Genomic DNA, 24,778 nt, shown 5'->3' on the forward strand with positions numbered 1-24,778 from the left:
CATGAAAGCTCACTGTCTTTCTTAATGTAATTTATTTTATTAAGCTTAAAAAACTATCAAATATAACGTTATTTTCTTTAGGTCCTGGTGATGCTTCTGGATGATATTGTACACTTGCTATTGGCAATTTTTTATGCATCATACCTTCTAAGGTGCCGTCATTTACACTGACATGAGTGATGTCCATATCAACAGGTAACTTAGAAACATAGTAGCCATGATTTTGACTAGTTATGTATACCTTACTTGATATAATATCTTTCACTGGGTGATTAGATCCTCTATGACCAAACTTTAGTTTACTAGTTTCTCCACCAAAGGCCCAAGCTAAAAGTTGATGTCCAAGGCAAATTCCGCAAGTAGGTTTTGAAGTTGCTAATTTTACTACTTCTTTAACTATATTATCTAATTTCATAGGGTCTCCAGGACCATTAGATAGAAATATTAAATCTGGGTTTGTAGAAAGAATTTCTTCAGCCTTTGAGGTAGCTGGAAACACAGTTAGTCTACAATTTCTTTCTTTGAAACTTTTCAAGATATTTGATTTAACTCCAAAATCCATAACGGCAACATGTGGTCCACTGCCTGGTATTTCATATATTTCATCAGTAGATACTTTATACACAGCATCATCATTTTGGAATTTTTCCAACTTATCCTTTATATCTTCTAAGGATAAGTTTTTAGTTGTTATATAACCCTTCATTGATCCATGGTCTCTAAGAATTTTCGTAAGGGCCCTTGTATCAATACCTTCTAGTCCAAAAATCTTGTTTTCTATAAGATATCCATCTAACTCCATCTCACATCTGAAGTTTGAAGGATTATTAGATTTTTCTCTTACAATAAACCCCTTAACTTTTGGAGAAGAAGATTCTAAATCCTCTAAATTAATTCCATAATTTCCAATTAAGGGATAGGTCATAGTTACAATTTGACCATAATAAGATGGATCAGTAAGAGTTTCCTGATACCCAGTCATAGATGTATTAAATACTACTTCTCCAACGGTATCATCAATGTATCCAAAGGCTTTACCTTTGAATTCCATTCCGTTTTCTAATATAAGTTTTGCTTCAATATTTTTTGTTTTCAAGAAAAACCCTCCAATCAAAATAATTAATGTACAACAAAAAGGACAACAAACAAAGCAAATTATTAGATGCTCTATTTATTATCCTATGGGTTTCTCTTTAAAATAATTATAATTCTAGCCATTATTCCTGTCTCCCTTCTTGGCCTCTCTGGACCAACTTAAAAGTAGATTTATCTTTTTGATTTTATAAAAAATTTTTTCAAATGTCAATAATAAAATAAATATATTATTATAAAATATAATTTTTAATGAAGTATATAGCAAATATTTGTTGAATAAATCTAATAAAATTACTAACAATAAATTCAGGAGGTGATAACAAATGAGTGAAAACAATAATTTTAAAAATAATGGTTTGAAAAATGATAATAATCTCCAAGGATTAAATTCAAAGGCTATTGGTAATTATACTAAAGGGGCCGTAGAAAATTTTGAAAATAAAATTGTTAGTGAAACAAATTATTTAGAGAAAGTAAATGAAAATTTAGATAAATAAAAATATTTATAAATAAGCTTAGGTAAATTTAATTTTATCTAAGCTTATTTTTGTTAATTTTTATTAAATTCCATTGCAAATATAAATTAATTATATATTATATTAATTATTAGAAGTATTTAAGGAGTATATTATGAGTTGTTTAGGAAATATTATTTGGTTTGTATTTGGAGGATTAGTTGCAGGGTTGCAATGGTTTTTAACAGGTCTTTTATGGTGTATAACTATTGTGGGAATACCAGTTGGTATTCAGTGTTTTAAGTTAGCTAAACTACAATTTGCACCTTTCGGAAAAGAAGTTATTACAACAAATTATAGTAGTATGGGATTTTTTCTGAATATATTATGGGTAATATTTGGAGGTTTGCTCCTTGCAATAACCAATATAATAAGTGCATTTTTACTGTCTATAACTATAATAGGGATACCTTTTGCTGCTCAATCATTAAAAATGGCAAAATTATCTTTAGCACCATTTGGAAAAGATGTAATATAAGAATTGATTTAATAGGTTATATTTATGATTATTGTAGTATTAAAGTAATTATATAGGAGGAGTTATGAGAGATATATCAGAATTAAAGGGGAAGATTTTTAGACACTTCAAAGGGAATTTATATTTACTTGAGGATTTTGTAATAAATTCAGAAACGCAAGAAAAGATGGTGCTATATAGAGCATTATATGGGGAGTGTGGATTGTTTGTAAGACCATATAAGATGTTTATAGAAGAAGTACCTAAAAATAAGGTTAATCCAACAGGACAAAGGTATAGATTTCAAGAGATAATAGTAGAAAGTAAAAATATTTGAAGTAAAGAATAGTATAAAATATAAATCTATGTTATAATAGTAATCGTATGTTTTAAAGAAAAGTTCAAGAGGTTTTACCCAATGGGTAAGACTTTTTTAATGATAATTGGAGGTAACGTTATGATTAGTACTACAGGAGTTAGTTTAAGATACGGAGGACGTAAACTTTTTGAGGATGTTAATATTAAGTTCACAGAAGGTAATTGTTATGGATTAATAGGAGCAAATGGTGCAGGGAAGTCTACATTTCTTAAAATATTATCCGGAGATATAGAACCTAATACAGGCGAAGTTAATATAACACCAGGACAAAGATTAGCAGTTTTAAAGCAAGATCACTTTGCTTATGATGAAGAAGAAGTACTAAGAACTGTAATTATGGGTCATCCTAGATTAATTGAAATTATGAATGAAAAGGATGCTCTTTATGCTAAAGAAGATTTTAGTGATGAAGATGGTATAAGAGCCTCTGAGCTTGAAGGTGAGTTTGCAGATCTTAATGGTTGGGAAGCTGAAAGTGAAGCAGCTACATTACTTCAAGGACTTGGGATAACAGAAGATTTACATTACAAGTTAATGAAGGATTTAAATGGTTCAGAGAAGGTTAAAGTCTTACTTGCACAAGCCTTATTTGGTCATCCAGATATTCTTTTACTTGACGAGCCTACCAACCACTTAGATATTAAATCTATAGCTTGGCTTGAAAATTTCTTAATGGATTTTGAGGGAACTGTTATTGTGGTATCCCACGATAGACACTTCCTAAATAAAGTATGTACTAATATGGCTGATGTAGACTTTGGAAAAATTCAAATGTATGTTGGTAACTATGATTTCTGGTATGAATCAAGTCAATTAGCATTACAAATGTCTAAGGATCAGAATAAAAAGAAAGAAGAAAAAATTAAAGAGCTTCAAAACTTTATAGCTCGTTTTAGTTCTAATGCATCAAAAGCTAAGCAAGCAACTAGTAGAAAGAAGCAATTAGATAAATTAACTCTTGATGATATTAAGCCATCTTCAAGAAGATATCCATTTGTAGGATTTAAAGCGGATAGAGAAGCTGGTAATGATTTGTTAGTTGTTGAGAATCTATGTAAGACTATTGATGGTGTTAAAGTTTTAGATAATGTAAGTTTTATGATATATAAGAATGATAAGGTAGCATTTTTAGGAGATGGTATTGCTAAAACCACTTTATTTAAAATATTGATGGGTGAAATGGAACCAGATAGTGGAAGCTATAAATGGGGGATAACTACATCTCAATCGTATTTCCCATCTGATAACTCTGAGTTCTTTGAGAGTTGCGATCTAAATCTTGTGGATTGGTTAAGACAATTTTCAGAAGAAAAGGCGGAAAGTTTTATAAGAGGATTCCTTGGAAGAATGTTATTCTCAGGAGAAGAAGCATTAAAGCAAGCATCTGTGCTATCTGGAGGGGAAAAAGTTCGTTGTATGCTATCAAAGATGATGTTAAGTGGAGCTAACGTATTAATCTTAGATGAGCCTACAAACCACCTAGATCTTGAATCCATAACAGCAGTTAATAATGGATTAATTAACTTTGCTGGAACTATATTATTTACATCCCATGACCATCAGTTTATTAATACTGTTGCAAATAGAATAATAGAAATTATTCCTGGTGGTGTAATTGATAAGAATATGACTTATGATGAGTATTTAGAATTAAAATAGAGCTTAGGTTGATATAAAAATTACTTTTGTAGTAGATAGGCATTAAATGAATAAATTAACATTTAACTTGTATAAATATTAATTTATTTAGTTGACAATTTACCATTATTTATTTATAATACAAATAATATAAAATTTAATATGGAAATTCTATGAAAAGGACAGTACTTTCTTTATTAATTCTTAAAGCGAGTGAAGGTTGGTGTGAGCTTCACAAGAATAAAAGAATCTTAACAAGTAATTGTAGGGAAATTTATTTATAATAAATTAGGAAGAGAACCTTGGAGAAGCTGCCCCAAAGGATTACTTAGTAGGGTTAGTCGTGAAAAGCGTTAAAATTATGAGTGGACTTTTTAAAAAAGTCAATTAGAGTGGTACCACGGGTATATAACCGTCTCTTTCCAATGGAAAGAGACGGTTTTTTATATGCATTTTGAAATTTTAATAAATAAAAGAGTTAGAAATAAAAAGGAGGATTTATTATGGAGTATAAAAATATAATAGCAGAAAATTTATGTAAGCATATAGATATGGAAAAGGAAACAATAGAAAGACTTGTTGAAAACCCACCAAAACCAGAAATGGGGGACTTTGCATTCCCGTGTTTTCAGTTAGCAAAATCTATGAAGAAAGCACCAAATATGATAGCTCAAGATCTAAAAGGATTACTTGGTAATTTAGATGGATTTGAAAAAATAGAAGCTTTTGGTCCTTATATAAACTTTTTTGTAGCTAAAAATGATTTTATGAAAGAAATTATTGAAAAAGTATTAAATGAGAAAGAGAATTATGGAAGTACAAAAGAAGGAGTAGGCAAAAATGTAATTGTTGAATATTGTTCAGCTAATATTGCAAAGCCATTTCACGTAGGACATTTATATACTACTATGATTGGTAATTCTCTTTATAAAATATTTAATTCTCAGGGATATAACGCTATAGGGATAAACCACTTAGGAGACTGGGGAACACAATTTGGTAAACTTATATATGCATATAATCATTGGGGTGATGAGAAAGCTTTAGAGGAAGAACCGATTAAAGAAATGTTAAGGGTTTATGTAAAATTTCATGATGAAGCAGAAAAAAATCCTGCTCTTGATGATGAAGGAAGAAAGCATTTTAAACTTCTAGAGGATGGTAATGAAGAAGAAGTTAAGCTGTGGACTAAATTTAAAGACTTAAGCTTAAAGGAATTTGATAAATTATTTAATATGTTAAATGTGAAATTCGATTCTTTTGCTGGTGAAAGCTTCTATCAAGATAAAATGGATGCTGTCATTGATGAAATAGAATCTAAAGGGTTATTAACGGAAAGTAATGGTGCTAAGGTTGTTATGTTAGAGGAGCTTAATATTCCACCTTGTATAATAAAGAAGGCAGATGGAGCTACAATATATGCCACTCGTGATTTAGCAGCTATGTTCTATAGAAAGAAAACCTATGATTTTTATAAGAATATATATGTAGTTGCAAAGGATCAATCCCTTCACTTTAAACAAGTATTTAGCACAGTTAAAAAGATGGGCTATGATTGGGCTGATGATTGTATACATGTACCATTTGGCTTAGTTCGTTTCCCAGATAAGAAGCTTTCTACAAGAAAAGGCGATGTAGTATTCCTTGAGGATTTGTTAAACGAAGCTGTAGTTAAAACAGAAGAAATAATAAATGAGAAAAATCCTACATTAGAAAATAAAAAAGAAGTAGCTAAGAAGGTAGGAATTGGAGCAGTTGTCTTTGCTTATCTTAAAAACTCAAGAGAGAGAGACATAATCTTTGATTGGGATGAAATGCTTAGCTTTGAAGGAGAAACTGGACCATATGTTCAATACACTTATGCTAGAGGAAAGAGTATTTTAAGAAAATTAGGAGAAGGTACTGGAGAAGTTGATTATGGTAAGCTTATTTCAGAGGAAGAGTTTGAACTAGTTAAAACTTTATCTGGGTTTAATAATTCTATTAAGCAGGCTTTGGATAAACTACAACCAAGTATAGTTACAAGATTTACTATAGATGTAGCTAAAGCTTTTAATAAATTCTATAATTCTATAAATATATCTAATTCAGAGGACGAAGTAACAAAGAATACCAGATTAGCTTTAGTTAAAGCTACTCTTCAAGTAATAGAAAGTGGATTACATCTTATAGGTCTTGAAACAGTAGATGAAATGTAATAAAAGATTAATATAAAGAAAATCCCTTGGACAATTTATCATCCAAGGGATTTTCTTTACTTATTATGTTGTTTATCATCCTCATATTTTTTTATTGTATTAACGTAATTAGGACACTTAGAGGTACAACTACCACAATTACATCCTTTAGATTTTTTCTTTAAATTTTTAAATAGAATAAAGATCGCTAATATAGCAATAATTATAGTTATAAGTATTTCCATAGTATTATCACCTCTTTAAAATATCAGTGAAGCTATATGATATATTCCAAATGAAAAAATCCATGCCACAATAAATTGATATACAACTGAGAATACAGCAAGTTTTCCGCTGAATTCTTTTTTAAAGGTAGCTACAACAGAAACACATGGTGTGTATAACAAAGTAAATACTAAGAAAGAAAGACCACTAGCTATTGTAAATGTCGTAGCTATGCTATTAGCTAAATCACCTGTATAAAGTACCCCTAGAGTTCCTATAACTACTTCTTTAGCCATAAGTCCAGTTAAAAGTGCCACAGAGTTTTCCCATGTACCAAAGCCTAATGGAACAAAAATCGGGGATATGAAGTTACCTATAGATGCAAGGAAACTTTCGTTAATTTCAGACATTCCACTCATATTAAAGTTTGATAAGAACCATACTAGAACAGATATAGAGAATATCAAAGTTCCAGCCTTTTTTAAAAATCCTTTACCTTTTTCCCAAGTATGAAGTATTAAACTTTTAAACTCAGGAAGTTTGTATTCAGGTAATTCTATTATAAAGGGTTCTTCGTCTTTTTTAAATAAAGTATTTTTAAATATAAACGCCATTATAAAGGCTACTATAAGTCCTAAGAAATATAATCCGAAAATGACTAATGATTCATAACCTGCAAAGAGTGCACCAGCAAATAGGGCATATACAGGTAATCTGGCATTACAAGACATAAAAGGAATAATCAGAGCTGTTAACTTTCTATCTTTTTCACTTTCTAAAGTTCTTGCAGACATTATTCCTGGTACTGAACATCCAAAGCCCATTATTAAAGGTATAAAAGCCTTTCCTGAAAGTCCTAATTTTCTCATTAACTTGTCCATAATAAATGCTGTTCTAGCCATATAACCGCTATCTTCAAGGAAGCTAATCCCTACAAATAGAGTTAATATAATTGGAAGAAACACAATTACTGAACCAACACCACCAATGATACCATCAATTATTAATGATTTAAACCAAGGGTATGTATTAGCTAGAGGTATTTCTATTAAAGATACAAAGTCTTCATTGACTAGTTTATCAGCTAATTCTTGCAGTGGCCCACCAACCCAATCAAAGGTAAATTTAAATATAATAAACATAATTCCTAAAAATATAGGGTAAGCCAAAAACTTATTAAGCACAATAGAATCTAATTTTTCAGTAATAGTATTAATGTTTGTTTTTTTTCCTTCTACACATCTGTTCAGAATGTTTTCTATATATCCATAGGTTTCTTTTTCGTTCATTTTATTAAACTCATGTTTAGAATTAATAGTTTTATCTATAGAGTTAAAGGAAGAGTTATTAATAAGAAAGTCTTTAACCTCTTTTACACCTTCACCTTTTGAAGCAGATATAGCCATAATATTAACACCTAATTCTTTAGATAAATCGGAATAATTAATGTGAATTCCATTACTTTCTGCTACATCTATCATATTTACCACTAATAAAATAGGCTTATTAAATTCGGTTAATTGAGAGGTTAAGTAAAGGTTTCTCTCAAGATTAGAACCGTCTATTATATTTACAATTAAATCTACTTCATCAGTATACAAAAAGTTTTTAGACACTTTTTCTTCATTAGAAAAGGTATCCATTGCATATATACCTGGTAGGTCAACAATTTTTATTTCCTTTGACAAATATCCTTCTTTTTTATCTACAGTTACACCTGCCCAGTTACCTACATATTGGTTAGAACCTGTTAGTGCATTAAATAAAGTTGTTTTTCCTACATTAGGATTACCAATAAGGGCAATGGTTTTCATATTACACTGCCTCCTTAATAAAAATTAATTCAGCATCTTTTTTTCTGATTGCAAGGTCTGTCCCTCTTAAGTTTATAATAATTGGATCCCCTAAAGGAGCGGTTTTCTTAACTAAAACCTCTGTTCCTTCAACAAACCCTAAAGCTAATAATCTTTTAGCTAATCTATCATCACATGCAAGTTCTTTAATTAAACCTTTATCACCAGGTTTTAAATTAAAAACATTCATGAATATCACTCCTTTATGAAAATAATTATCAATATCTATGGTAATATTATATTCTAAATGATAACCAATGTCAACTTAAAATATGTATTAATAAAATGCATAAAACGGATGTATAATATAGATAAAAGGGATTTATTTATGGTATAATATAATTATATATTTTTATAGTACATATAATTATATATAGGTTTATTTGAAGTACAATACCTATTAAAGAAATGAGTGGTAAGGTGATAGTTAAAGAAAGTACTATAGACATTGAAAAAGATAAATTTAAACAAAGTCTAAATATTAGCGGAGATAATGAACTTTATAAAAAATCAGTTTTCTTTGACTTAGAACATTATGTTTATAAGAAACCTATATGCATAGGGGTCTTTGGAGCAGGATATTATGACGAAGAAAATAATAAGTTGGTAATTACTCAGTATATGATTGAAAATAAGCATGAACTTGAGAAAATTCTTGCCTTGGCTAAAGAGTATTTTGAAAATATGAGAAATACATTAAAAAAAGAATATGTTGTTACTTTTTCAGGTAATAATGATTATCTAGTAATTGATTATCTGTTTAAAAAATATAAGTTAAATTATACTGTAGAAGAATATTTTAAAAGTATAGATTTGCAAAAAAAATATGAACAAGTTAAACAGAAGTCAATAGGACTTAAAGCACTAGAGAGTGAATGTGACATTGTTAGGGAAAGTGAAGTCATAAGTGGCTCAACATTAGCTAAAACCTTTGGTAAGATAATGAAAGATGATATGTATTTTTCAAGAATGCCTATGGAAAAGAAAGAGAAAATTCTTTTGTATAATATGCAGGATGTAGTTAGTTTATTTCATATATATACTCAATGGAATAAGTATATTAGACCAGAGTAATTAAAAACTATCTCATAGAAGAATATAAATTTGTATTTTTCTATGAGATAATTTTATATATATTGTATTTGGTATTCACAAATTTAGAATGTGGGAAATAATAGTTAAATTGTATAGAATGAATTAATATATTAAACATGATACCACATAAATTCATAATAACATACAAAATACATATAATTCTAAAAATTTAGGGGGTATTATGGAAATATTAATAAAAGGAAAAGGCGCTACTATAGGGAATGATAAGTGTGATTTAGTACTTAAAAATAGTAAATTTATTAATGTATTTACTGAAGAAATAGAAGAGGGAGATATAGGAATTATTGATGACACAATTATAGGAATAGGTTCATATGAAGGGCTTAAGGAAATTGATTGTAGTTCTAAAGTTATATGTCCAGGGTTTATGGATGGACACATTCATGTGGAATCTTCCATGACAACTCCAGAATCTTATGGAAATGTAGCTTTAGCCAATGGGGTTACTACAGTAGTAGCTGATCCGCACGAAATTGCCAATGTACTTGGAATTGATGGAATATCTTTCATGCTAGATAGTGCACAAAGAAGCCCTTTGGATATATATTTTATGATGCCTTCCTGTGTACCAGCAGTATCCTTCGAAGAGAACGGTGCTATTTTAAGTGCAGAAGATTTATCTAAGTTTATTGATAAACCAGAAGTAATAGGGCTTGGTGAGGTAATGGATATACCTTCTGTAATAGAGCAAGCACCGTCCATGATGAATAAGTTGAATGTATTTAGAGATAAAATTATAGATGGGCATGCACCTCAAATTTCTTATAAACATCTTAATCAATACATTTTATCAGGTGTAAGAACTGACCACGAATGTTCTTCAAAAGAAGAAGCTTTAGAAAAAGTAAAATTAGGTATGTATATTCTTATAAGGGAAGGTTCTGCTGCTAAAAATTTAAAGGATTTGATTTCTGCAGTTAATAATAAGAATTTTCGAAGGTTTTTATTTTGTACTGATGATAGACATCTAGAGGATTTGGTGGAAGAGGGATCTATAAATAATGCTATTAAACTCAGTATACAAAGTGGTATTGATCCTATAAAAGCATATATAATGGGGAGTTATAATGGGTACACATGTTATGGCATAAAAGATAAAGGAGCTATAGCACCAGGATATAAGGCTGATCTGGTTATTTTAAATGATTTAAATGAGGTAGATATTTATAAAGTAATTAAGTCAGGTCGAGAAATAGATGACTATAATAAATTATCTTACATTGTTAAAAGTGAAAACACTATGAAAATAGAAAAGCTGAAAGAGGAGGACTTTAGAATACTATCTAATGGAAACAAAGTAAATGTAATTGGTGTAACTCCAGGATCTCTTGAAACTAAGTTGTTAGTGAAATCTAGTAAAACTATAGATGGATATTTAGATATGAGTGAATATGAAGATGTTTTAAAAATAGGAGTTTTCGAAAGACATAAAAATACAAATCATTATTCCTTAGGATATTTATCGGGATTAGGTATTAAAAACTGTGCTATAGCTCAAAGTATAGCACATGATTCTCATAATATTATAGTTATAGGAGATAATGATAAGGATATGTGTAAGGCGGTAAATAAGCTAATTGACATAGGTGGAGGAATTACTATAGTCAGTGAAGGTGTACTAATTGATAGTCTACCCTTAGAAATAGGAGGATTGATGACTAATTCACCTATAGATTATGTATATAATAAGTTGAAAAATTTAAATAGATTAGTAAAGAACTATGGATTAAAACCTGATATGGATGCGTTTATAACCTTATCTTTTATGAGTCTACCTGTTATTCCAAAGGTGAAGCTTACAAGTAAAGGATTATTTTCCTATGATTTATTTAAATTTATTGAACTTTCTTTTAATTAATTACAACACAATATTACAAGTTATATAATATTAATAATACTTTTTATATAATTAAAAAATGAACAACATTAATTAAGGAGATTGTAATCTTGAAGAACTTAAACTCTATATATAAATTTAAGAAATATATCGGTATGAGAAATATAAAAACTGCTCTAGCCGCAGTAATAAGTGTAATTGTAGCTGAATTGTTTCATCTTCAATCACCATTTTTTGTGGTTACAGGTGCCTTGATTTCTATGGAAACCACAGTGAAGAAGGGAATTAATGCTGGAATTGCAAGGGTGCTTGGTACTATAATGGGAGGAATAATAGGCATTATAACTGTTCTAATAGATCCAGGTAACATATTTCTGCTCTTTTTAGGAATGGTGCTTTTGATTACATTACTTAATATATTAAAATGGCAAGACTCTATATCTATGGCTTGTGTTGTATTTTGTGTAATTATGATTACTATGACTAGTGAAAATATAGTTCTATACGCTTTTCAAAGAACCGTTGATACTATTGTTGGAATTGTAATATCGATAATAATTAATTACATTATATCTCCACCCTCAGATTCTAAATTTACTAAGGGTAAATCGGAGCATGAGGATGATGAAGATATAGAAAATTTTATTATGAAAGTTCCTGAAAAAATAGATATAAAAGAGTAAAAATAGTAAAAACTACTGATTAATTTATCAATTAATCAGTAGTTTTTATTTTCGAAAATTTTATTAATTAAATGTTATAGATTAAATACATACCTATAAATGAAGTAATAATGAGTAAAACTTCCAAGTAGAACAAAAATATGAAATATTTCATGAGCACCAAAAGTTCTGTGTTTACCTTTTCTTTCTAAGCAATATATAATTCCACCGATGGTGTATAATACTCCGCCTATCACTAGTATTGAAAGACCTCTACTAGATACAACTTTTGAAAGTGGATTAAAAATGAATATAGCCATCCATCCCATAGCAATATAAATAGAGGAAGATAACCAGGAAGGACAATTAATCCAATACAATTTAAAAAGAATTCCAATTATAGCTACAGTCCATATTATAGCAAGCATATAGTACCTAATTGGTGTCTCTAATAGAACTAAGCATATAGGTGTATAAGTTCCAGCAATTAATACAAATATCATAGCATGATCAATCTTTCTAAGGATATTAATCATGGAATCTTTAGCTACGGTAAGGTGATATACACTGCTAGCTGTATACAGTAGAATTAAACTTATTCCAAATATAACAGTTGATATTAAAGTGTATATGTTGTAATTGTTACTATGAAGTTGAGCAAATAATAAGAAACATAAACCAAGTAAAGAAATTATAGCTCCCACCATATGGGAAAATCCACTAAAGGGCTCTCTAAATTTTGAATTAGTCATAATATACCTCCTAAGATTTATTGTAACATATAGTTATCAATACTATGTATTATTATATGTATATTATATCACATTGATTATATAAATATATATAATAATTATTAAAAATGTGTTAATTATAATTATTAATTAAGTTTAAGTTTCTATAAAATAATTTTAATATGTATATTTATATCTAATATTATTTACTACTATTAATAATAATATTATAATAAAAGAAAATATACATAAGAGGTGATTATGTGAACTTTAATATAGAAAATTTAGAAGAGCTTTTAATTAATATGAACTTAGATGATAGGATTAATATTAATAAAATACCAGATATTGATTTATATATGGATCAAGTAATTCAATTATTTGAAAATAACTTAGAGCATATAAAAAGAAACCCTACGGACAAGATTTTAACCAAAACTATGATAAATAACTACTCTAAAGACAAATTGCTTTTTCAAAATAAAAATAAAAAATATTCTAAAGATCATATTCTTTTAATGATTTTAATTTATGATTTAAAGCAAACTTTGTCTATAGCTGATATAAAAAAATTATTTACCCCTATGGTAAAAATATTATCAGAAGAAAAATCAAATTTTGATTTAAGTAATATATATAATGAATATCTTTCATTAAAGAAAAATCAAATTGATAAAGAAAAAGAATTCTTAACTTCAATTGTCAATGATACAACTAATTTATGTGAAAAAGAAACTACTAAAAATTATGAGGATTATAAAAAAATATTATTGATTATATTAACACTTTTAAATTCAGCGTCCTTAAATAAAAGAATTGCAGAAAAGATGATAGATACTTATTTTAATGAATAAATTTAAAATCAATGAATAAATAAAATGACTGCCTTAATAGATAGTCATTTTATTTTTAGGTGTAAATTTATAATTAATGCTTATATTATAAATTATATGAAATATTTAATTAAATATATTGTTTGAAAAGTATTGACAAAAAAAAGAAATGAGCATAGTATAAACGTATGAACAAGTGTTCACATGAAAGGGGTATGTAATATATGTATAAAGAAGAGGTTTGTATGCAAGTTTGCATACATGATGAAATTACTGAGAAATTAAAAGATAAAACTTTAAATGATACTACAGTAGAGGAACTGTCAAATTTATTTAAGTCCATGGCAGATCCTACTAGGGTTAAAATATTAAATATTTTGTTAAATACAGAAGCTTGTGTTTGCGACATAGCAGCTTTAACTAATATGACACAATCTGCAATATCTCATCAATTAAGAGTACTAAAGCTAGCTAGGATTGTAAAATCAAGAAAAGATGGAAAAGTTGTATATTATTCTTTAGATGATGATCATGTTAAAGATATTTTCTATAAAGGACTTAGCCACGTTAATGAATAAACTAGTTATAGGGGGAGTAAAATAATGGGACAAACAAAAAGGCTTTATGAAATTCAAGGATTGCATTGCGCAAATTGTGCTTTGAAAATCGAACGTGAACTAAATCAATTATCTTACGTACAAAGTGCTATAGTCAACTCTGTGACATCAAAAGCTATTTTAGAGGTTGATGAGAACACTAATAGAGAAATAATATTTGATGATGTGGAAAGCATATCTACTAGAATTGAACATGGAGTTAGAGTTAAAGAAATTGAAAAAAATATTATAAATAAAAAAAATGTTAAGGTTCAGGGAAATATAAAAAGTATTAATTCTAATTCAAATGATAATAAAGTTAAGGAAGAAAAGGTTACCTACAAGGATTCTCATAGTGATGATCATGTTCATAACCATAGCCATGATCATGGAGAAGGGTTTAAAAAGAAACAAATAATAAAATTTATTATAGGAATTTCTTTGGCAGTTGCTGGAGTATTAACTAAGGATAGGATAAGTTTATGTTTATTTATAGCTTCTTATCTAGTAATTGGTGGAGATATTCTGCTTATTGCCGGCAAAAATATAATAAAAGGTCAAGTTTTTGATGAGAACTTCTTAATGAGTATAGCTACAATTGGTGCATTTTTAATTGGTGAATATCCAGAAGCTATTGGAGTAATGCTATTTTATCAAGTAGGAGAGTTTTTTCAAGAATTGGCAGTTAATAAATCTAGAAATTCTATATCAGAGTTAATGGATATTCGTCCAGACCATGCAAATTTAAAATTAAGTAACGGGGATATATCTTCTGTCTCTCCAGAAGAGGTAGGTATTGGTGATATAATAGTTGTTAAGCCAGGTGAAAAAATTCCTTTAGATGGAGTTGTAGTAAGGGGAGATTCTCAAATAGATACTTCTGCTTTAACAGGAGAATCTGTTCCAAGAGTAGTTAAGGAAAGAGCTGAAGTTTTAGCTGGATCAATAAATAAAACTTCTCTTATTGAAGTTAAAATAACTAAGGAATTTAGTGAATCTACAGTATCAAAGATTCTTGAATTAGTAGAAAATGCTTCAAATAAAAAAGCACCAACAGAAAAGTTTATAACAAAGTTTGCTAGATACTATACTCCTATTGTGGTTATATTAGCTATTCTACTAGCTTTCTTACCACCGTTAGCTATGGGTGAAGATTTATATACCTGGTTATATAGAGGACTATCATTTTTAGTTGTATCTTGTCCTTGTGCCCTTGTGATATCAATACCTTTAAGCTTCTTTGGTGGGATTGGAGGAGCATCTAGAAGTGGGGTGCTTGTCAAAGGAGGAAACTATCTTGAAGCATTGAGCAAAGCAGAAGTGGTAATTTTTGATAAAACAGGTACATTAACAGAAGGAAGCTTTGAAGTTACAAAAATTACTCCTTATGGATTCATTACTGAGGACATGTTAATGGAATATGCGGCATATGCTGAAATATATTCTAATCATCCTATTGCAAAATCTATTGTAGAATCCTATAAAAAAATTAGTACGAAGGCTATTATTGATAAAAGTAGAATAAAGAGTTATGAAGAGATTCCAGGTAAAGGTGTAAAAATATACTTTGGTGATAGATATATATATGCAGGAAATTATAAACTGATGGAAGAACTTGAAATTAGGTATGTAAAATCAAATGAAGTGGGTACTATTATATATGTTGCAGTAAATAATAATTTTGTAGGAAGTTTAGTGATTTCTGATAGAATAAAAAATACTTCACCTATGGCTATTGCAAAGTTAAAAGAACTAGGGATTAAGAAAACTGTTATGCTTACTGGAGATAATAAAACAATTGCTGAATATGTTGCAAAGGTTATTTCTATTGATGAGGTTAGGGCCGAATTAATGCCACATGAAAAAGTAAGTGAAGTAGAAAAAATATATAATGGCCTTTCTAAGAAGGGAAGATTAATATTTGTTGGAGATGGAATAAATGATGCTCCCGTATTAGCTAGAGCAGATATAGGGATAGCAATGGGGGGAATAGGCTCAGATGCAGCTATAGAAGCTTCTGATGTTGTTATTATGACTGACGATCCTGAAAAAATATCTACATCTATAAAAATAGCTAGGAAGACACAAAAAATTGTAGTTCAAAATATTGCATTTTCCTTATTGATAAAAGCTATAGTCTTAGTATTAACAGCTCTAGGGATTACCAATATGTGGATGGCGGTATTTGCAGATGTAGGAGTTACAATAATAGCTGTATTAAATGCTATGAGAGCTATGAAGATGGAAGAATAAATAAAAGTTTAACTTAAAAATACTAAAATACAGAATTAAAATATATTAAAACCCTTTAATGTTTTTAGCATTAAAGGGTTTTTAAACTTAAGTGATAATTATTAACTTATTTTTGACATAGTTTTAAATTCGCTAAACTCATCACTATTATCTACCTCAAATAATTTCTTATAACAATATGATATTATATCTCCTCTTTTTATAATTCCAATGAATATATTTGAGTCATCAACTACTGGAACGAAATTTTGTGATTTAGCAACAAGTATTAAACTTTCAATATCAGAATTAATTGATACGGGTTTATCTTTAAAATGTCTTGGTATATCCTTTATTAAAACATTTTCTGTATCCTTTAAGCTTAATTCGGAAGAATTTTTTAATTTCCAAAGAAGATCACCTTCTGTTAAAGTACCTACATATTTTCCTTTATCATCCACTAAAGGTATAGAAGTATATCTATGATATTCCATTCTCTCCATTGCTCTTCGCATAGTAGAACTAACCTTTTCAAAAATTACTTCGCTTTTAGGAGTTAGAAAAAAGGCAATGTTCATATTTTATCATCCTCCAATAAATCAATATTCAATAAGTATACTAAAAAGCTATACTTTAATTATAACATAGTTTTTAGACTAAAAGAGAGTAAAGTTTTTAATAATTTAAGAACATGTAATGCTATAAATTGATTCTATAATTAATTAAACACAAAAACATATGAGCAATAAACTCTTTAGGAAATGTAATTGCTAAAGTGTTTCTAAAGGCTATTGTGGATTTAGATGTATCTAGAAGATTGCAATTTTTAAAAATTAAATAATCTTTTAGTGAAAGTTCCTTACAATTTATATTTTTTTTATATACATTTACTTTTTGTAAAATTTTATTTAAAAGTTCATCATATCTATATACAATATTTCTTTCAATTTCTAAAATTTCTGCAGTGATTTCCATAGCCATGATAATATTAACACGGCTTTTTGTTATTATGCCTGAAAAGTTATCAATTTTTTTTATAGTTCTTAATAGTTTTAAATGATTGTATAGGGAATTATTAAAATTTAAGGAATCAGTTATAAGTTTAAACTCAATGGCATTAATATTTACTAATAATCCCTTAGGGAACTCATCTTTGAAAAAATAATAGTTTTGTCCTGTTAATTGCTTAAAGGTTTTTAATGTATCTAAATATCCTATACTTATATTTCTTTTAATTCTTTCACTATCAAAACTAATAATTGGACCAAGATTTTCACTACATTTTATTTCTATTATAGGTATATCATTTATATTATTAATTTTTTGACTGAATCCAGGTCCATCTATATCCACTTGGATTATAGCAGAACAAGGGCTATTTAAAAGCATGCTGGTTGGAATATTATTATACATACCTCCATCAACAAAACTGACACCATCAATAACCATATGCTTTAGGCCAGGCAGAGAGCAACTTGCCATTATATAGTCAATAATTTTTCCGTAAGGAATATCAGTCTTAAATATTTCTATAGGTTTTAGGGGATACATAGTAAGGGTAACAATACCAAAATCTATAGGTGAATTCCTTATTATATCTTCATTTAAATAGCGTTGTAGTAATCTTTTTAAAGGTGTATGATCTAACCCTCTATTAGATATAATATTTTTCATGAATTTAGGAAGATTTTTAAATGATAGATTTTCATCTATAGAAAAATTATCATCAATATTGAAGCAAGTTGAAAAATCTATTGATAGCCATAACTCTTCTAAGTCATTATAATTATTGCTACATATAAAAGCGCTATTAATAGCTCCAATAGAAGTTCCAACTACCGAAGATATATCTATATTTAATTCTATTAAAGCTTTCCACACTCCAACTTCATAAGCACCCCTAGAACCACCACCACCTAATACTAATCCATAACTATTCAAGCGTTATAACACCCCTTCGGTAAGTAAAATTAACTTAAATATAATTCTACTTAATATTATATTATACTAAATGAGTTAAATTTGATAATTATTATAATGATTATATTATATATACTAATAATTACTATTTATACGTTGAACTTTTATGTAAAAAACTATATAATTAGTATATACTAACAATAGAATTATAGTATAGTAAACTATTTTAAATGATATAATTTAAAAATGTCGGAAGATTTCAATAATAACCAAGATGAGAAGGAGATTAGTTATGGAAATAAGTTTAAATTTAATAGAAGAAGCAGTTAAATCCAATAGTATTGAGGAAGTAAGAAAAGCATTAATTGAATACATAAGAGTTGAACCAGAAAATTCAGAAAAAATTATAAATGCATTAAATTATGCTAAAGAAAACATTAAGGGATTATTTGAAATTCATGATGGAGCAAAACTAGAAGAGGATAATAAGTGGACTAAAGAATATTTTTTGAAAACTCTTCAAGATTTATCGAATAACTTTTCAGAAGAAAGATTTAATCATTTGTGCTTAGTAGGAGCTTTTATATATCCAAATGAAGATATTATAGAACAGGATACAGTTATAATTAACAATGTGAAACCTATTTCAGATGCTGAAATTAAATTTGAAAAAGTAAAGTCTGCTCTTGCATTAGGAACTGGACTTTTAATAGGATACATCATTGGTAAAAAGATTAATAAAAAAAGATAATATATATTAAAATGCCCTATTAGTATNNATACTAATAGGGCATTTTAATGTTTTTAGGAATTATAATGTATTGAAATTATTTTACAATTTTTATTGAAAACTACCACTATAAAATTCATATCTTTCAATATGATTAATATGTTTTTGATAATCTTTATTCATTAAATTTATAGTAGTATAGCTTTCACGATTAATAAAATTAGGATCTGATATTAATTTACAACCTAAATTTAATACATTATTTGCAGCTTCACAAGTTTTTTTTAAAAGCTCTTTGTCAATAACTGTAGCATCAATATTAATATATGAATTTATATCAACACAATTATCAATTTCTATAGGATTACCACCTAAATCAGTTATTATATTACATATTCTATATGCATGTTTTTGGTAGTCATTTCGAACTTTAGATATTTGAGAAATAACATCTTCATTTTTAGAGTGCTTTATATAATCTTCAAAAAGGTTTATATCAATATATATGCCCTGTAATAATTCATTTAAACTATTAACTATATATTTTTTATCCAAGAAAATCAACTCCTTGCAATAATATTCATTATATTATTGCCTAAGTGGTATTGACATTATTCATATTAGAAAATATTATAAAAGGATAAAAAGGCCATTTAATATATGATCTTTTCAAAGCATACTAGGATTTGATAACTGGTTTGTCTAGTTTTTCTGGGTCTTCTAGTTTTTCCATTGAGAATCCTGTGTATCCATAAACTATTGATATTATAGGATTTATATAGTTCAAGAAGCAGAATGGTGCATATAAGAAACAAGAAACACCAAGAGTAGTAGACATAAATGCTCCACAGGTGTTCCATGGAATAAATGGTGATGTTAATGTTCCAGAATCTTCTAGAGCTCTAGATAAATTCTTAGGTGCTAAGCCACGTTTAGCATACTCATCTTTATACATTCTACCTGGAATAACTATAGATAAATATTGATCTCCAGCAAGTATATTAACAACAATGCAAGAAATTATAGTAATTAGTACAAGAGAACCTGTATTAACGGCAAGTCTAAGTAATTTTTCAGCAAGTACATTTAAGAATCCAGCTTTCTCCATTATACCACCAAAGGTCATCGCACATATAATTAAAGAAACGGTATACATCATACCTTGAAGGCCGCCTCGAGTTAATAGTTCATCTACAATTTCAACTCCAGTTTCACTTACATATCCATCATTTAAAATGTTAACTATATCACCATAATTAGAACCTTGTACTAAAATAGCTAAAAGAACTCCCGTAGCAACACCTATTAGTAGTCCTGGAATTGCAGGCATTTTTTTTATAACAAGTATTATTACTATTATTGGAGGTAGCAATAGAATTGGGTTAATTACACCGGAGGCTTTTAGTCCATCAAATATTATATTCAACTTTGATACATCCAATTCTTGGCCTGCATATTTCATCCCAAGTATAGCGAATAGTATAAGAGATATTATTAAACTTGGCGTTGTAGTATAAAACATATGCTTAATGTGATCAAATAAAGTAGAACCAGCCATAGCAGGAGCTAAGTTAGTTGTATCAGAAAGCGGTGACATTTTATCTCCAAAATATGCACCAGATATTATAGCACCAGCTATCATTGGAGTAGGGATTCCTAAACCAATACCTACGCCTATAAGTGCAATACCTACAGTACCAGCAGTTGTCCACGAACTTCCAGTAGCTAATGAAACTATAGCGCAGATTATACATGTAGCAACTAAGAATATACCAGGAGATAAAATTTTAAGTCCGTAATAAATCATTGTTGGTACAGTACCACTTAATATCCAAGCACCAATTAAAACTCCAATTATCATAAGTATTATAATTGCTTGCATTGACATTTGAATAGTATCGATAAATCCTTTTTCGAGATCTTCCCATTTAAATCCAATACATAAAGCTGTAATAGTTGCAGCTGCAGCTGCAATTATTAAAGGAATATGTGGACTTGATTCATAGAATATAATTGCAATAGATAGAGAAATAATGAGAACTAAAATAGGTATAAGAGCTTGCCAAACTTTTGGCTTTCTAGGGGGGGAAGCTATCTTACTAGATTTTTGTTTTTTTTCTTTCATTAACAACACACTCCTATATTAAATTCCAATTTAAGTAATTAAATAAATTATATATCAGTATAATTATAATTGCAATACTATTCAGAAAATTTATGAATTAAAAAGCCGTATTTAATATTATGCATTTTTATGAAAAATAATTGATATAAACAGCTATTATAATTAGTTTATGAAACTTGATAAATTATTATATTCATTTTATTGTAATAAAAAAAGAGTACAAAAAAACTTTGTACCCCAAGTTATTATAAATGTTATAATTATACACTTATATATTAAATGATTTATAGGCTGTAAGAAATTTATTTATATCATCTTCGCTATGAGAAATTGATAGGAACATTGCTTCAAATTGTGACGGTGGTAAATTAATTCCTTTGTCTAACATATGCATAAAATATTTTCTAAATATGTTTGTATTACAACTTTTAGCATCTTCGTAATTATTAATTTCATTTAAGTCTGTAAAAAATACAGTCATCATACCACAAACTCTATTAATTACTACATTTATATTTTTTTCTTTTGAAATTTCTTTAATACCATTTTCTAATCTTGTTCCTATGGTTTCTATATGGGTATATATATCTTGTTTTTCATGTAATTCTTTAACTGTTGCTATTCCAGCAGCCATAACAAGAGGATTACCTGACATGGTTCCTGCCTGATACACAGGGCCTAATGGAGCAAGTAGTTCCATGATTTCACGTCTTCCGCCATAAGCCCCACAAGGTAAGCCGCCTCCAATAATTTTACCATAGGTAATAAGATCAGGTTTAACATTTGGGAATAGCTCTCTTGCGCCTTTATATGCAATTCTGAAACCACACATTACTTCATCAAATATTAATAAAGTACCATTATCTTTACAAAGTTTATCTAAGTTCTCCATGAACTCCATAGAAGGTTTAACAACTCCCATGTTTCCAGCAATAGGTTCAATAATAACACAGGCTATATCATTACTATAAGCAGTAAATATTTCTTTTAAATTATCTATATCGTTATAATTAGCAACAATTGTATGCTCTATGTGTTCTTTAGGTATACCAGCGCTGCCAGGTATTCCACAAGTCATAACACCAGAACCTGCACTTACTAAAAATCCATCATAATGGCCGTGATAACAACCAGCAAATTTAACAATTTTATTTCTCTTAGTATAGCCTCTGGCTAATTTAATTGCACTCATAGTAGCTTCAGTGCCAGAGTTAACCATTCTAATCATATCAATTGAGGCAGTTTCACATAAAAGTTTTGCTAAGTCTAATTCTAATTTTGTTGGTGCACCAAAGGCTATAGCAGTTTCTGAAGTATTTTTTATAGCATCAACAACTCTGGAGTTACAATGCCCTAAAATCATAGGTCCCCAAGCTCCAACAAAATCTATGTATTCTTTATTTTCTTCGTCATATATTTTAGAACCCATACCAGATTTTATAATAGGAGGGGTGATACCCATATCCTTAAGTGCTCTTACTGGACTATTAACTCCTCCGGGAATATACTTTTTGCTTTCTTCAAATATAGTTTTATTGTTCATTAAGCTCTTCCTCCTAATTAAATTTATTTAGAAAAATACGTTCAATTAACTCATAGGCGTCCTTATTATTTCCTTTTAAAGTTTCTTCTTTTAAAACTTCAATGGCACGATTTATATATGTGTTAGCACTACTTTTTAAAAGGGTAGCTACAAGCTTGTCATTATCTTTAGTGTACTTTTTATTTTTAAAAGTTTTAAGATTATTTTCCACAAGTAATTTACCTTCTTCTTTTACATCTTTAATTATACCACTTAAGGACATTAACTTTAAAAAATTATTATATTCACCATAGTATTTCTTTATTATATATTTATTTGAATTCATAATATTTCTTCGCTGAATCTTATTTTCTTTATCTACATTTTGAAGATTATCTAAATTAAATAAACATATATTTTTTAATTCACTACAAGAATCTTCAACATTAATTGGTAAGGAAAGATCAAAAATTAAAATTGGTTGTGAAGGGAGATCTTTCTTTAGTACAATTGGAGTAGGGGAAGAAGTACAGCATATTAAAGCATCTATATATTTATAAGTATCTACCATATTATCAATGGGTATAATTTCAATCTTTTTATTTTCCATTAATTTTATATTTTTTATTATAGTACTATGATTAATAACCTTATCTGTATTTCTTACTACAATATATATTTTATCTAAGATATCTTGTTTTCCTATAAGATAATTTAAAGTTAATTGAGCCATTTTACCAAAACCTAATATTAATATATTTTTACAACCTTGGTCTATAGCTTTTTTAGCAGCAATAGATGAATAGGACACAGGTGTCTTATATAGTTTACTTTCGGTTTTAAACTCTTTACCACAACTAATAGCCATTGTAAATAGCTTATCAAAAGAAGCTTTTATAACTTTTAACTCTTTACTTTTTAAGTAGGCATCCTTTACTTGACCTAAGATTTGATCTTCACCTAAAATTTTTGAATGAAACCCACAACTAACTTCCAGTAAGTGAGTTATAGCCTTGCTATCATTAGAGTAAAATATATATTTAATAAACTCTTCATCCCAATTAAGTGTATTGAATACTTCTTGTATTATGATATTTTGAGATAGGGAAGATTTTAAGTATATTTCTGTTCTATTACAGGTATTAATTATAACAACTTCTTCGCATAGAGTTTCTTTCATTTTTAGTAATATTCCATCTATATTATCTTGGGATATTGCTAGTTTAGCTCTTAAAATTAAGTCAAGTTCTTTCTTTATTCCAATTAAATGAATCATCTTTACCCCCAAATCTATGAAACTACTAAATTTTATTTAATCAAATTTAAAACCCACTACAAGTGGGCACATTATAACTCATATATTGTAACATGAAAATTATACTATATGAAAATTTTTTTGACAATGATAAAATAGGATAATAAAATTGTATTGTATAGATTACTAATTTCTAACAAATAAAAGGTGAGGTAATACTATGAAAAAGTTTATTCTAAATGTCCTTATTTCTATTACAGGTTTTGTTTTAATTATTCTTATTTCTACTTTAATAGTAACAAGCATTAAAACTATTTATACTTACAGTATTAATAAATTTAATATGGAAGAGAGAACAAGCTTATCTATTGCGGAGATGAAAAAAAATTATTCTTATGTAATAGACTATTTGTTATATAATAACAACGACAAATTTGAACTACCATCTTTAGAATCATCAGAGGCTGGTGCTTTTCATTTTAAAGAAGTAAAGGAATTATTTAAACTAGCTAAGATTACTATATTAAGTTTAATAATTACGTTAGCAATATTGTCTGTACTGTATACTAGCAGTTATAAGAGCTATATTTATATAAAATATATTTCCATTATATCAATTATTACTCCAGTTATATTCTCAATAGTTGTAAGTATTAACTTTAATTTTTTCTTTACAATATTCCATAAAATTTTTTTTAATAATGATAAATGGATTTTTGATCCCAACACAGATCCTATTATAAACATATTACCTGAAGAGTTTTTTGCATTATGTACTGGTACTATTGGAATTCTTTGCATAGTCATTGGAATAGTACTATATGTGGTGTATTACAATTATAATAAAAAGAATTTAAAAAGATATTAGAAAAAATCTAAT

General features: G+C 28.2%; 24 protein-coding genes and 1 other annotated feature. Of the genes, 13 read left to right on the forward strand and 11 right to left on the reverse strand.

The features are described from left to right. Positions 1–31: 31 nt before the first annotated feature. Entirely contained in the window at positions 32–1,081 is a 1,050-nt protein-coding gene (locus tag B2P65_RS12920; RefSeq protein ID WP_346848220.1) for a carbamoyl phosphate synthase small subunit, read from the reverse strand. Between the two features lie 337 nt (positions 1,082–1,418). Between B2P65_RS12920 and B2P65_RS12925 the strand changes: the two genes are divergently transcribed. The 5 genes from B2P65_RS12925 (at position 1,419) to argS (ending at position 6,282) form a co-directional block, all read left to right on the forward strand. Beyond that, complete coding sequence (locus B2P65_RS12925; RefSeq protein ID WP_346848101.1) at positions 1,419–1,592, forward strand: hypothetical protein; 174 nt, start codon at positions 1,419–1,421, stop codon at positions 1,590–1,592. A gap of 133 nt (positions 1,593–1,725) precedes the next feature. Then, positions 1,726–2,088 (forward strand): YccF domain-containing protein, encoded by a 363-nt coding sequence (locus tag B2P65_RS12930; protein WP_346880266.1) that lies wholly within the window; start codon positions 1,726–1,728, stop codon positions 2,086–2,088. A 64-nt stretch (positions 2,089–2,152) separates the two neighbouring features. After that, entirely contained in the window at positions 2,153–2,404 is a 252-nt protein-coding gene (locus tag B2P65_RS12935) for a DUF1653 domain-containing protein (protein ID WP_346880267.1), read from the forward strand. Positions 2,405–2,524: 120 nt separating this feature from the next. Then, positions 2,525–4,105, forward strand: a complete 1,581-nt coding sequence (locus tag B2P65_RS12940) for an ABC-F family ATP-binding cassette domain-containing protein (protein WP_346876246.1) — start codon at positions 2,525–2,527, stop codon at positions 4,103–4,105. Positions 4,106–4,248: 143 nt separating this feature from the next. Next, positions 4,249–4,507: a binding site (T-box leader), on the forward strand. An 80-nt stretch (positions 4,508–4,587) separates the two neighbouring features. Next, positions 4,588–6,282: an arginine--tRNA ligase gene (gene argS / locus B2P65_RS12945; protein ID WP_346848103.1), complete on the forward strand. Its 1,695-nt coding sequence runs from the start codon at positions 4,588–4,590 to the stop codon at positions 6,280–6,282. Positions 6,283–6,338: 56 nt separating this feature from the next. Here argS and B2P65_RS12950 read toward each other — a convergent pair whose 3' ends face one another. From B2P65_RS12950 to B2P65_RS12960, 3 genes are read right to left on the reverse strand one after another with little or no spacing between them, the layout of a single operon-like run. Beyond that, the gene (locus tag B2P65_RS12950; protein ID WP_346880268.1) at positions 6,339–6,506 is read right to left on the reverse strand and encodes a FeoB-associated Cys-rich membrane protein; all 168 of its coding nucleotides are present in this window, start codon (positions 6,504–6,506) and stop codon (positions 6,339–6,341) included. A gap of 15 nt (positions 6,507–6,521) precedes the next feature. Further along, positions 6,522–8,300 carry a ferrous iron transport protein B gene (gene feoB, locus B2P65_RS12955; protein ID WP_346848105.1) on the reverse strand — a complete coding sequence of 593 codons (1,779 nt, stop codon included), beginning with the start codon at positions 8,298–8,300 and terminating at the stop codon, positions 6,522–6,524. Between the two features lies 1 nt (position 8,301). After that, positions 8,302–8,529 (reverse strand): FeoA family protein, encoded by a 228-nt coding sequence (locus B2P65_RS12960; RefSeq protein WP_035133006.1) that lies wholly within the window; start codon positions 8,527–8,529, stop codon positions 8,302–8,304. Positions 8,530–8,747: 218 nt separating this feature from the next. On the opposite strand from B2P65_RS12960, the gene B2P65_RS12965 reads away from it, so the two are divergent. The 3 genes from B2P65_RS12965 to B2P65_RS12975 all read left to right on the forward strand — a co-directional run bounded on the left by B2P65_RS12965 (position 8,748) and on the right by B2P65_RS12975 (position 11,975). After that, positions 8,748–9,413 (forward strand): ribonuclease H-like domain-containing protein, encoded by a 666-nt coding sequence (locus tag B2P65_RS12965; RefSeq protein WP_150845565.1) that lies wholly within the window; start codon positions 8,748–8,750, stop codon positions 9,411–9,413. A gap of 202 nt (positions 9,414–9,615) precedes the next feature. Further along, positions 9,616–11,313 (forward strand): adenine deaminase, encoded by a 1,698-nt coding sequence (ade, locus tag B2P65_RS12970; protein ID WP_346848106.1) that lies wholly within the window; start codon positions 9,616–9,618, stop codon positions 11,311–11,313. Between the two features lie 89 nt (positions 11,314–11,402). Beyond that, complete coding sequence (locus B2P65_RS12975) at positions 11,403–11,975, forward strand: FUSC family protein (protein ID WP_346880269.1); 573 nt, start codon at positions 11,403–11,405, stop codon at positions 11,973–11,975. 74 nt (positions 11,976–12,049) lie between these two features. Here B2P65_RS12975 and trhA read toward each other — a convergent pair whose 3' ends face one another. Next, entirely contained in the window at positions 12,050–12,706 is a 657-nt protein-coding gene (trhA, locus tag B2P65_RS12980; RefSeq protein ID WP_346848108.1) for a PAQR family membrane homeostasis protein TrhA, read from the reverse strand. 242 nt (positions 12,707–12,948) lie between these two features. Between trhA and B2P65_RS12985 the strand changes: the two genes are divergently transcribed. From B2P65_RS12985 to B2P65_RS12995, 3 genes are all read left to right on the forward strand, one after another. Beyond that, positions 12,949–13,539, forward strand: a complete 591-nt coding sequence (locus B2P65_RS12985; protein ID WP_035135888.1) for a DUF1836 domain-containing protein — start codon at positions 12,949–12,951, stop codon at positions 13,537–13,539. Positions 13,540–13,742: 203 nt separating this feature from the next. After that, positions 13,743–14,096 (forward strand): ArsR/SmtB family transcription factor, encoded by a 354-nt coding sequence (locus B2P65_RS12990; RefSeq protein WP_035135755.1) that lies wholly within the window; start codon positions 13,743–13,745, stop codon positions 14,094–14,096. A gap of 24 nt (positions 14,097–14,120) precedes the next feature. Next, positions 14,121–16,367 (forward strand): heavy metal translocating P-type ATPase, encoded by a 2,247-nt coding sequence (locus tag B2P65_RS12995; RefSeq protein WP_346880270.1) that lies wholly within the window; start codon positions 14,121–14,123, stop codon positions 16,365–16,367. Between the two features lie 101 nt (positions 16,368–16,468). On the opposite strand, the gene B2P65_RS13000 is transcribed toward B2P65_RS12995, so the two are convergent. Next, positions 16,469–16,924: a CBS domain-containing protein gene (locus B2P65_RS13000; protein ID WP_035135753.1), complete on the reverse strand. Its 456-nt coding sequence runs from the start codon at positions 16,922–16,924 to the stop codon at positions 16,469–16,471. Between the two features lie 121 nt (positions 16,925–17,045). Continuing rightward, positions 17,046–18,287, reverse strand: a complete 1,242-nt coding sequence (locus B2P65_RS13005; RefSeq protein ID WP_346848110.1) for a patatin-like phospholipase family protein — start codon at positions 18,285–18,287, stop codon at positions 17,046–17,048. A 271-nt stretch (positions 18,288–18,558) separates the two neighbouring features. Between B2P65_RS13005 and B2P65_RS13010 the strand changes: the two genes are divergently transcribed. Then, a complete protein-coding gene (locus tag B2P65_RS13010; protein WP_035132239.1) occupies positions 18,559–19,017 on the forward strand; it encodes a hypothetical protein in 459 nt (152 codons plus the stop codon). 90 nt (positions 19,018–19,107) lie between these two features. On the opposite strand, the gene B2P65_RS13015 is transcribed toward B2P65_RS13010, so the two are convergent. From B2P65_RS13015 to hemA, 4 genes are all read right to left on the reverse strand, one after another. After that, complete coding sequence (locus tag B2P65_RS13015; protein ID WP_346880271.1) at positions 19,108–19,551, reverse strand: ferritin-like domain-containing protein; 444 nt, start codon at positions 19,549–19,551, stop codon at positions 19,108–19,110. A 124-nt stretch (positions 19,552–19,675) separates the two neighbouring features. Beyond that, a complete protein-coding gene (gene nhaC / locus B2P65_RS13020) occupies positions 19,676–21,121 on the reverse strand; it encodes a Na+/H+ antiporter NhaC (protein WP_346848112.1) in 1,446 nt (481 codons plus the stop codon). A 268-nt stretch (positions 21,122–21,389) separates the two neighbouring features. Then, a complete protein-coding gene (hemL, locus tag B2P65_RS13025; RefSeq protein WP_346848113.1) occupies positions 21,390–22,664 on the reverse strand; it encodes a glutamate-1-semialdehyde 2,1-aminomutase in 1,275 nt (424 codons plus the stop codon). Between the two features lie 13 nt (positions 22,665–22,677). Next, the gene (gene hemA, locus B2P65_RS13030) at positions 22,678–23,919 is read right to left on the reverse strand and encodes a glutamyl-tRNA reductase (protein WP_346848114.1); all 1,242 of its coding nucleotides are present in this window, start codon (positions 23,917–23,919) and stop codon (positions 22,678–22,680) included. A gap of 199 nt (positions 23,920–24,118) precedes the next feature. Here hemA and B2P65_RS13035 point away from each other — a divergent pair, with 199 nt between their 5' ends. Further along, on the forward strand, positions 24,119–24,766 hold the full coding sequence (locus B2P65_RS13035) for a TIGR01906 family membrane protein (protein ID WP_346880272.1): 648 nt from the start codon (positions 24,119–24,121) through the stop codon (positions 24,764–24,766). The last annotated feature ends 12 nt before the right edge of the window (positions 24,767–24,778 follow it).

The sequence above is a fragment of the Clostridium sp. UBA3061 genome (assembly GCF_002367465.1).
Taxonomy (GTDB): Bacteria; Bacillota; Clostridia; order Clostridiales; family Clostridiaceae; genus Clostridium_J; species Clostridium_J sulfidigenes.

Bases quoted from the DNA above. Each gene is read 5' to 3' on its own strand.
- feoB (WP_346848105.1), bottom strand. From the start codon at position 8,300: ATGAAAACCATTGCCCTTATTGGTAATCCTAATGTAGGAAAAACAACT.
- trhA (WP_346848108.1), bottom strand. From the start codon at position 12,706: ATGACTAATTCAAAATTTAGAGAGCCCTTTAGTGGATTTTCCCATATG.
- B2P65_RS12925 (WP_346848101.1), top strand. From the start codon at position 1,419: ATGAGTGAAAACAATAATTTTAAAAATAATGGTTTGAAAAATGATAAT.
- B2P65_RS12950 (WP_346880268.1), bottom strand. From the start codon at position 6,506: ATGGAAATACTTATAACTATAATTATTGCTATATTAGCGATCTTTATT.
- B2P65_RS13035 (WP_346880272.1), top strand. From the start codon at position 24,119: ATGAAAAAGTTTATTCTAAATGTCCTTATTTCTATTACAGGTTTTGTT.
- B2P65_RS12940 (WP_346876246.1), top strand. From the start codon at position 2,525: ATGATTAGTACTACAGGAGTTAGTTTAAGATACGGAGGACGTAAACTT.
- B2P65_RS12960 (WP_035133006.1), bottom strand. From the start codon at position 8,529: ATGAATGTTTTTAATTTAAAACCTGGTGATAAAGGTTTAATTAAAGAA.
- B2P65_RS12935 (WP_346880267.1), top strand. From the start codon at position 2,153: ATGAGAGATATATCAGAATTAAAGGGGAAGATTTTTAGACACTTCAAA.
- hemA (WP_346848114.1), bottom strand. From the start codon at position 23,919: ATGATTCATTTAATTGGAATAAAGAAAGAACTTGACTTAATTTTAAGA.
- B2P65_RS13010 (WP_035132239.1), top strand. From the start codon at position 18,559: ATGGAAATAAGTTTAAATTTAATAGAAGAAGCAGTTAAATCCAATAGT.
- ade (WP_346848106.1), top strand. From the start codon at position 9,616: ATGGAAATATTAATAAAAGGAAAAGGCGCTACTATAGGGAATGATAAG.
- B2P65_RS12995 (WP_346880270.1), top strand. From the start codon at position 14,121: ATGGGACAAACAAAAAGGCTTTATGAAATTCAAGGATTGCATTGCGCA.
- argS (WP_346848103.1), top strand. From the start codon at position 4,588: ATGGAGTATAAAAATATAATAGCAGAAAATTTATGTAAGCATATAGAT.
- B2P65_RS13000 (WP_035135753.1), bottom strand. From the start codon at position 16,924: ATGAACATTGCCTTTTTTCTAACTCCTAAAAGCGAAGTAATTTTTGAA.
- B2P65_RS12930 (WP_346880266.1), top strand. From the start codon at position 1,726: ATGAGTTGTTTAGGAAATATTATTTGGTTTGTATTTGGAGGATTAGTT.
- hemL (WP_346848113.1), bottom strand. From the start codon at position 22,664: ATGAACAATAAAACTATATTTGAAGAAAGCAAAAAGTATATTCCCGGA.
- B2P65_RS12965 (WP_150845565.1), top strand. From the start codon at position 8,748: ATGAGTGGTAAGGTGATAGTTAAAGAAAGTACTATAGACATTGAAAAA.
- B2P65_RS12990 (WP_035135755.1), top strand. From the start codon at position 13,743: ATGTATAAAGAAGAGGTTTGTATGCAAGTTTGCATACATGATGAAATT.
- nhaC (WP_346848112.1), bottom strand. From the start codon at position 21,121: ATGAAAGAAAAAAAACAAAAATCTAGTAAGATAGCTTCCCCCCCTAGA.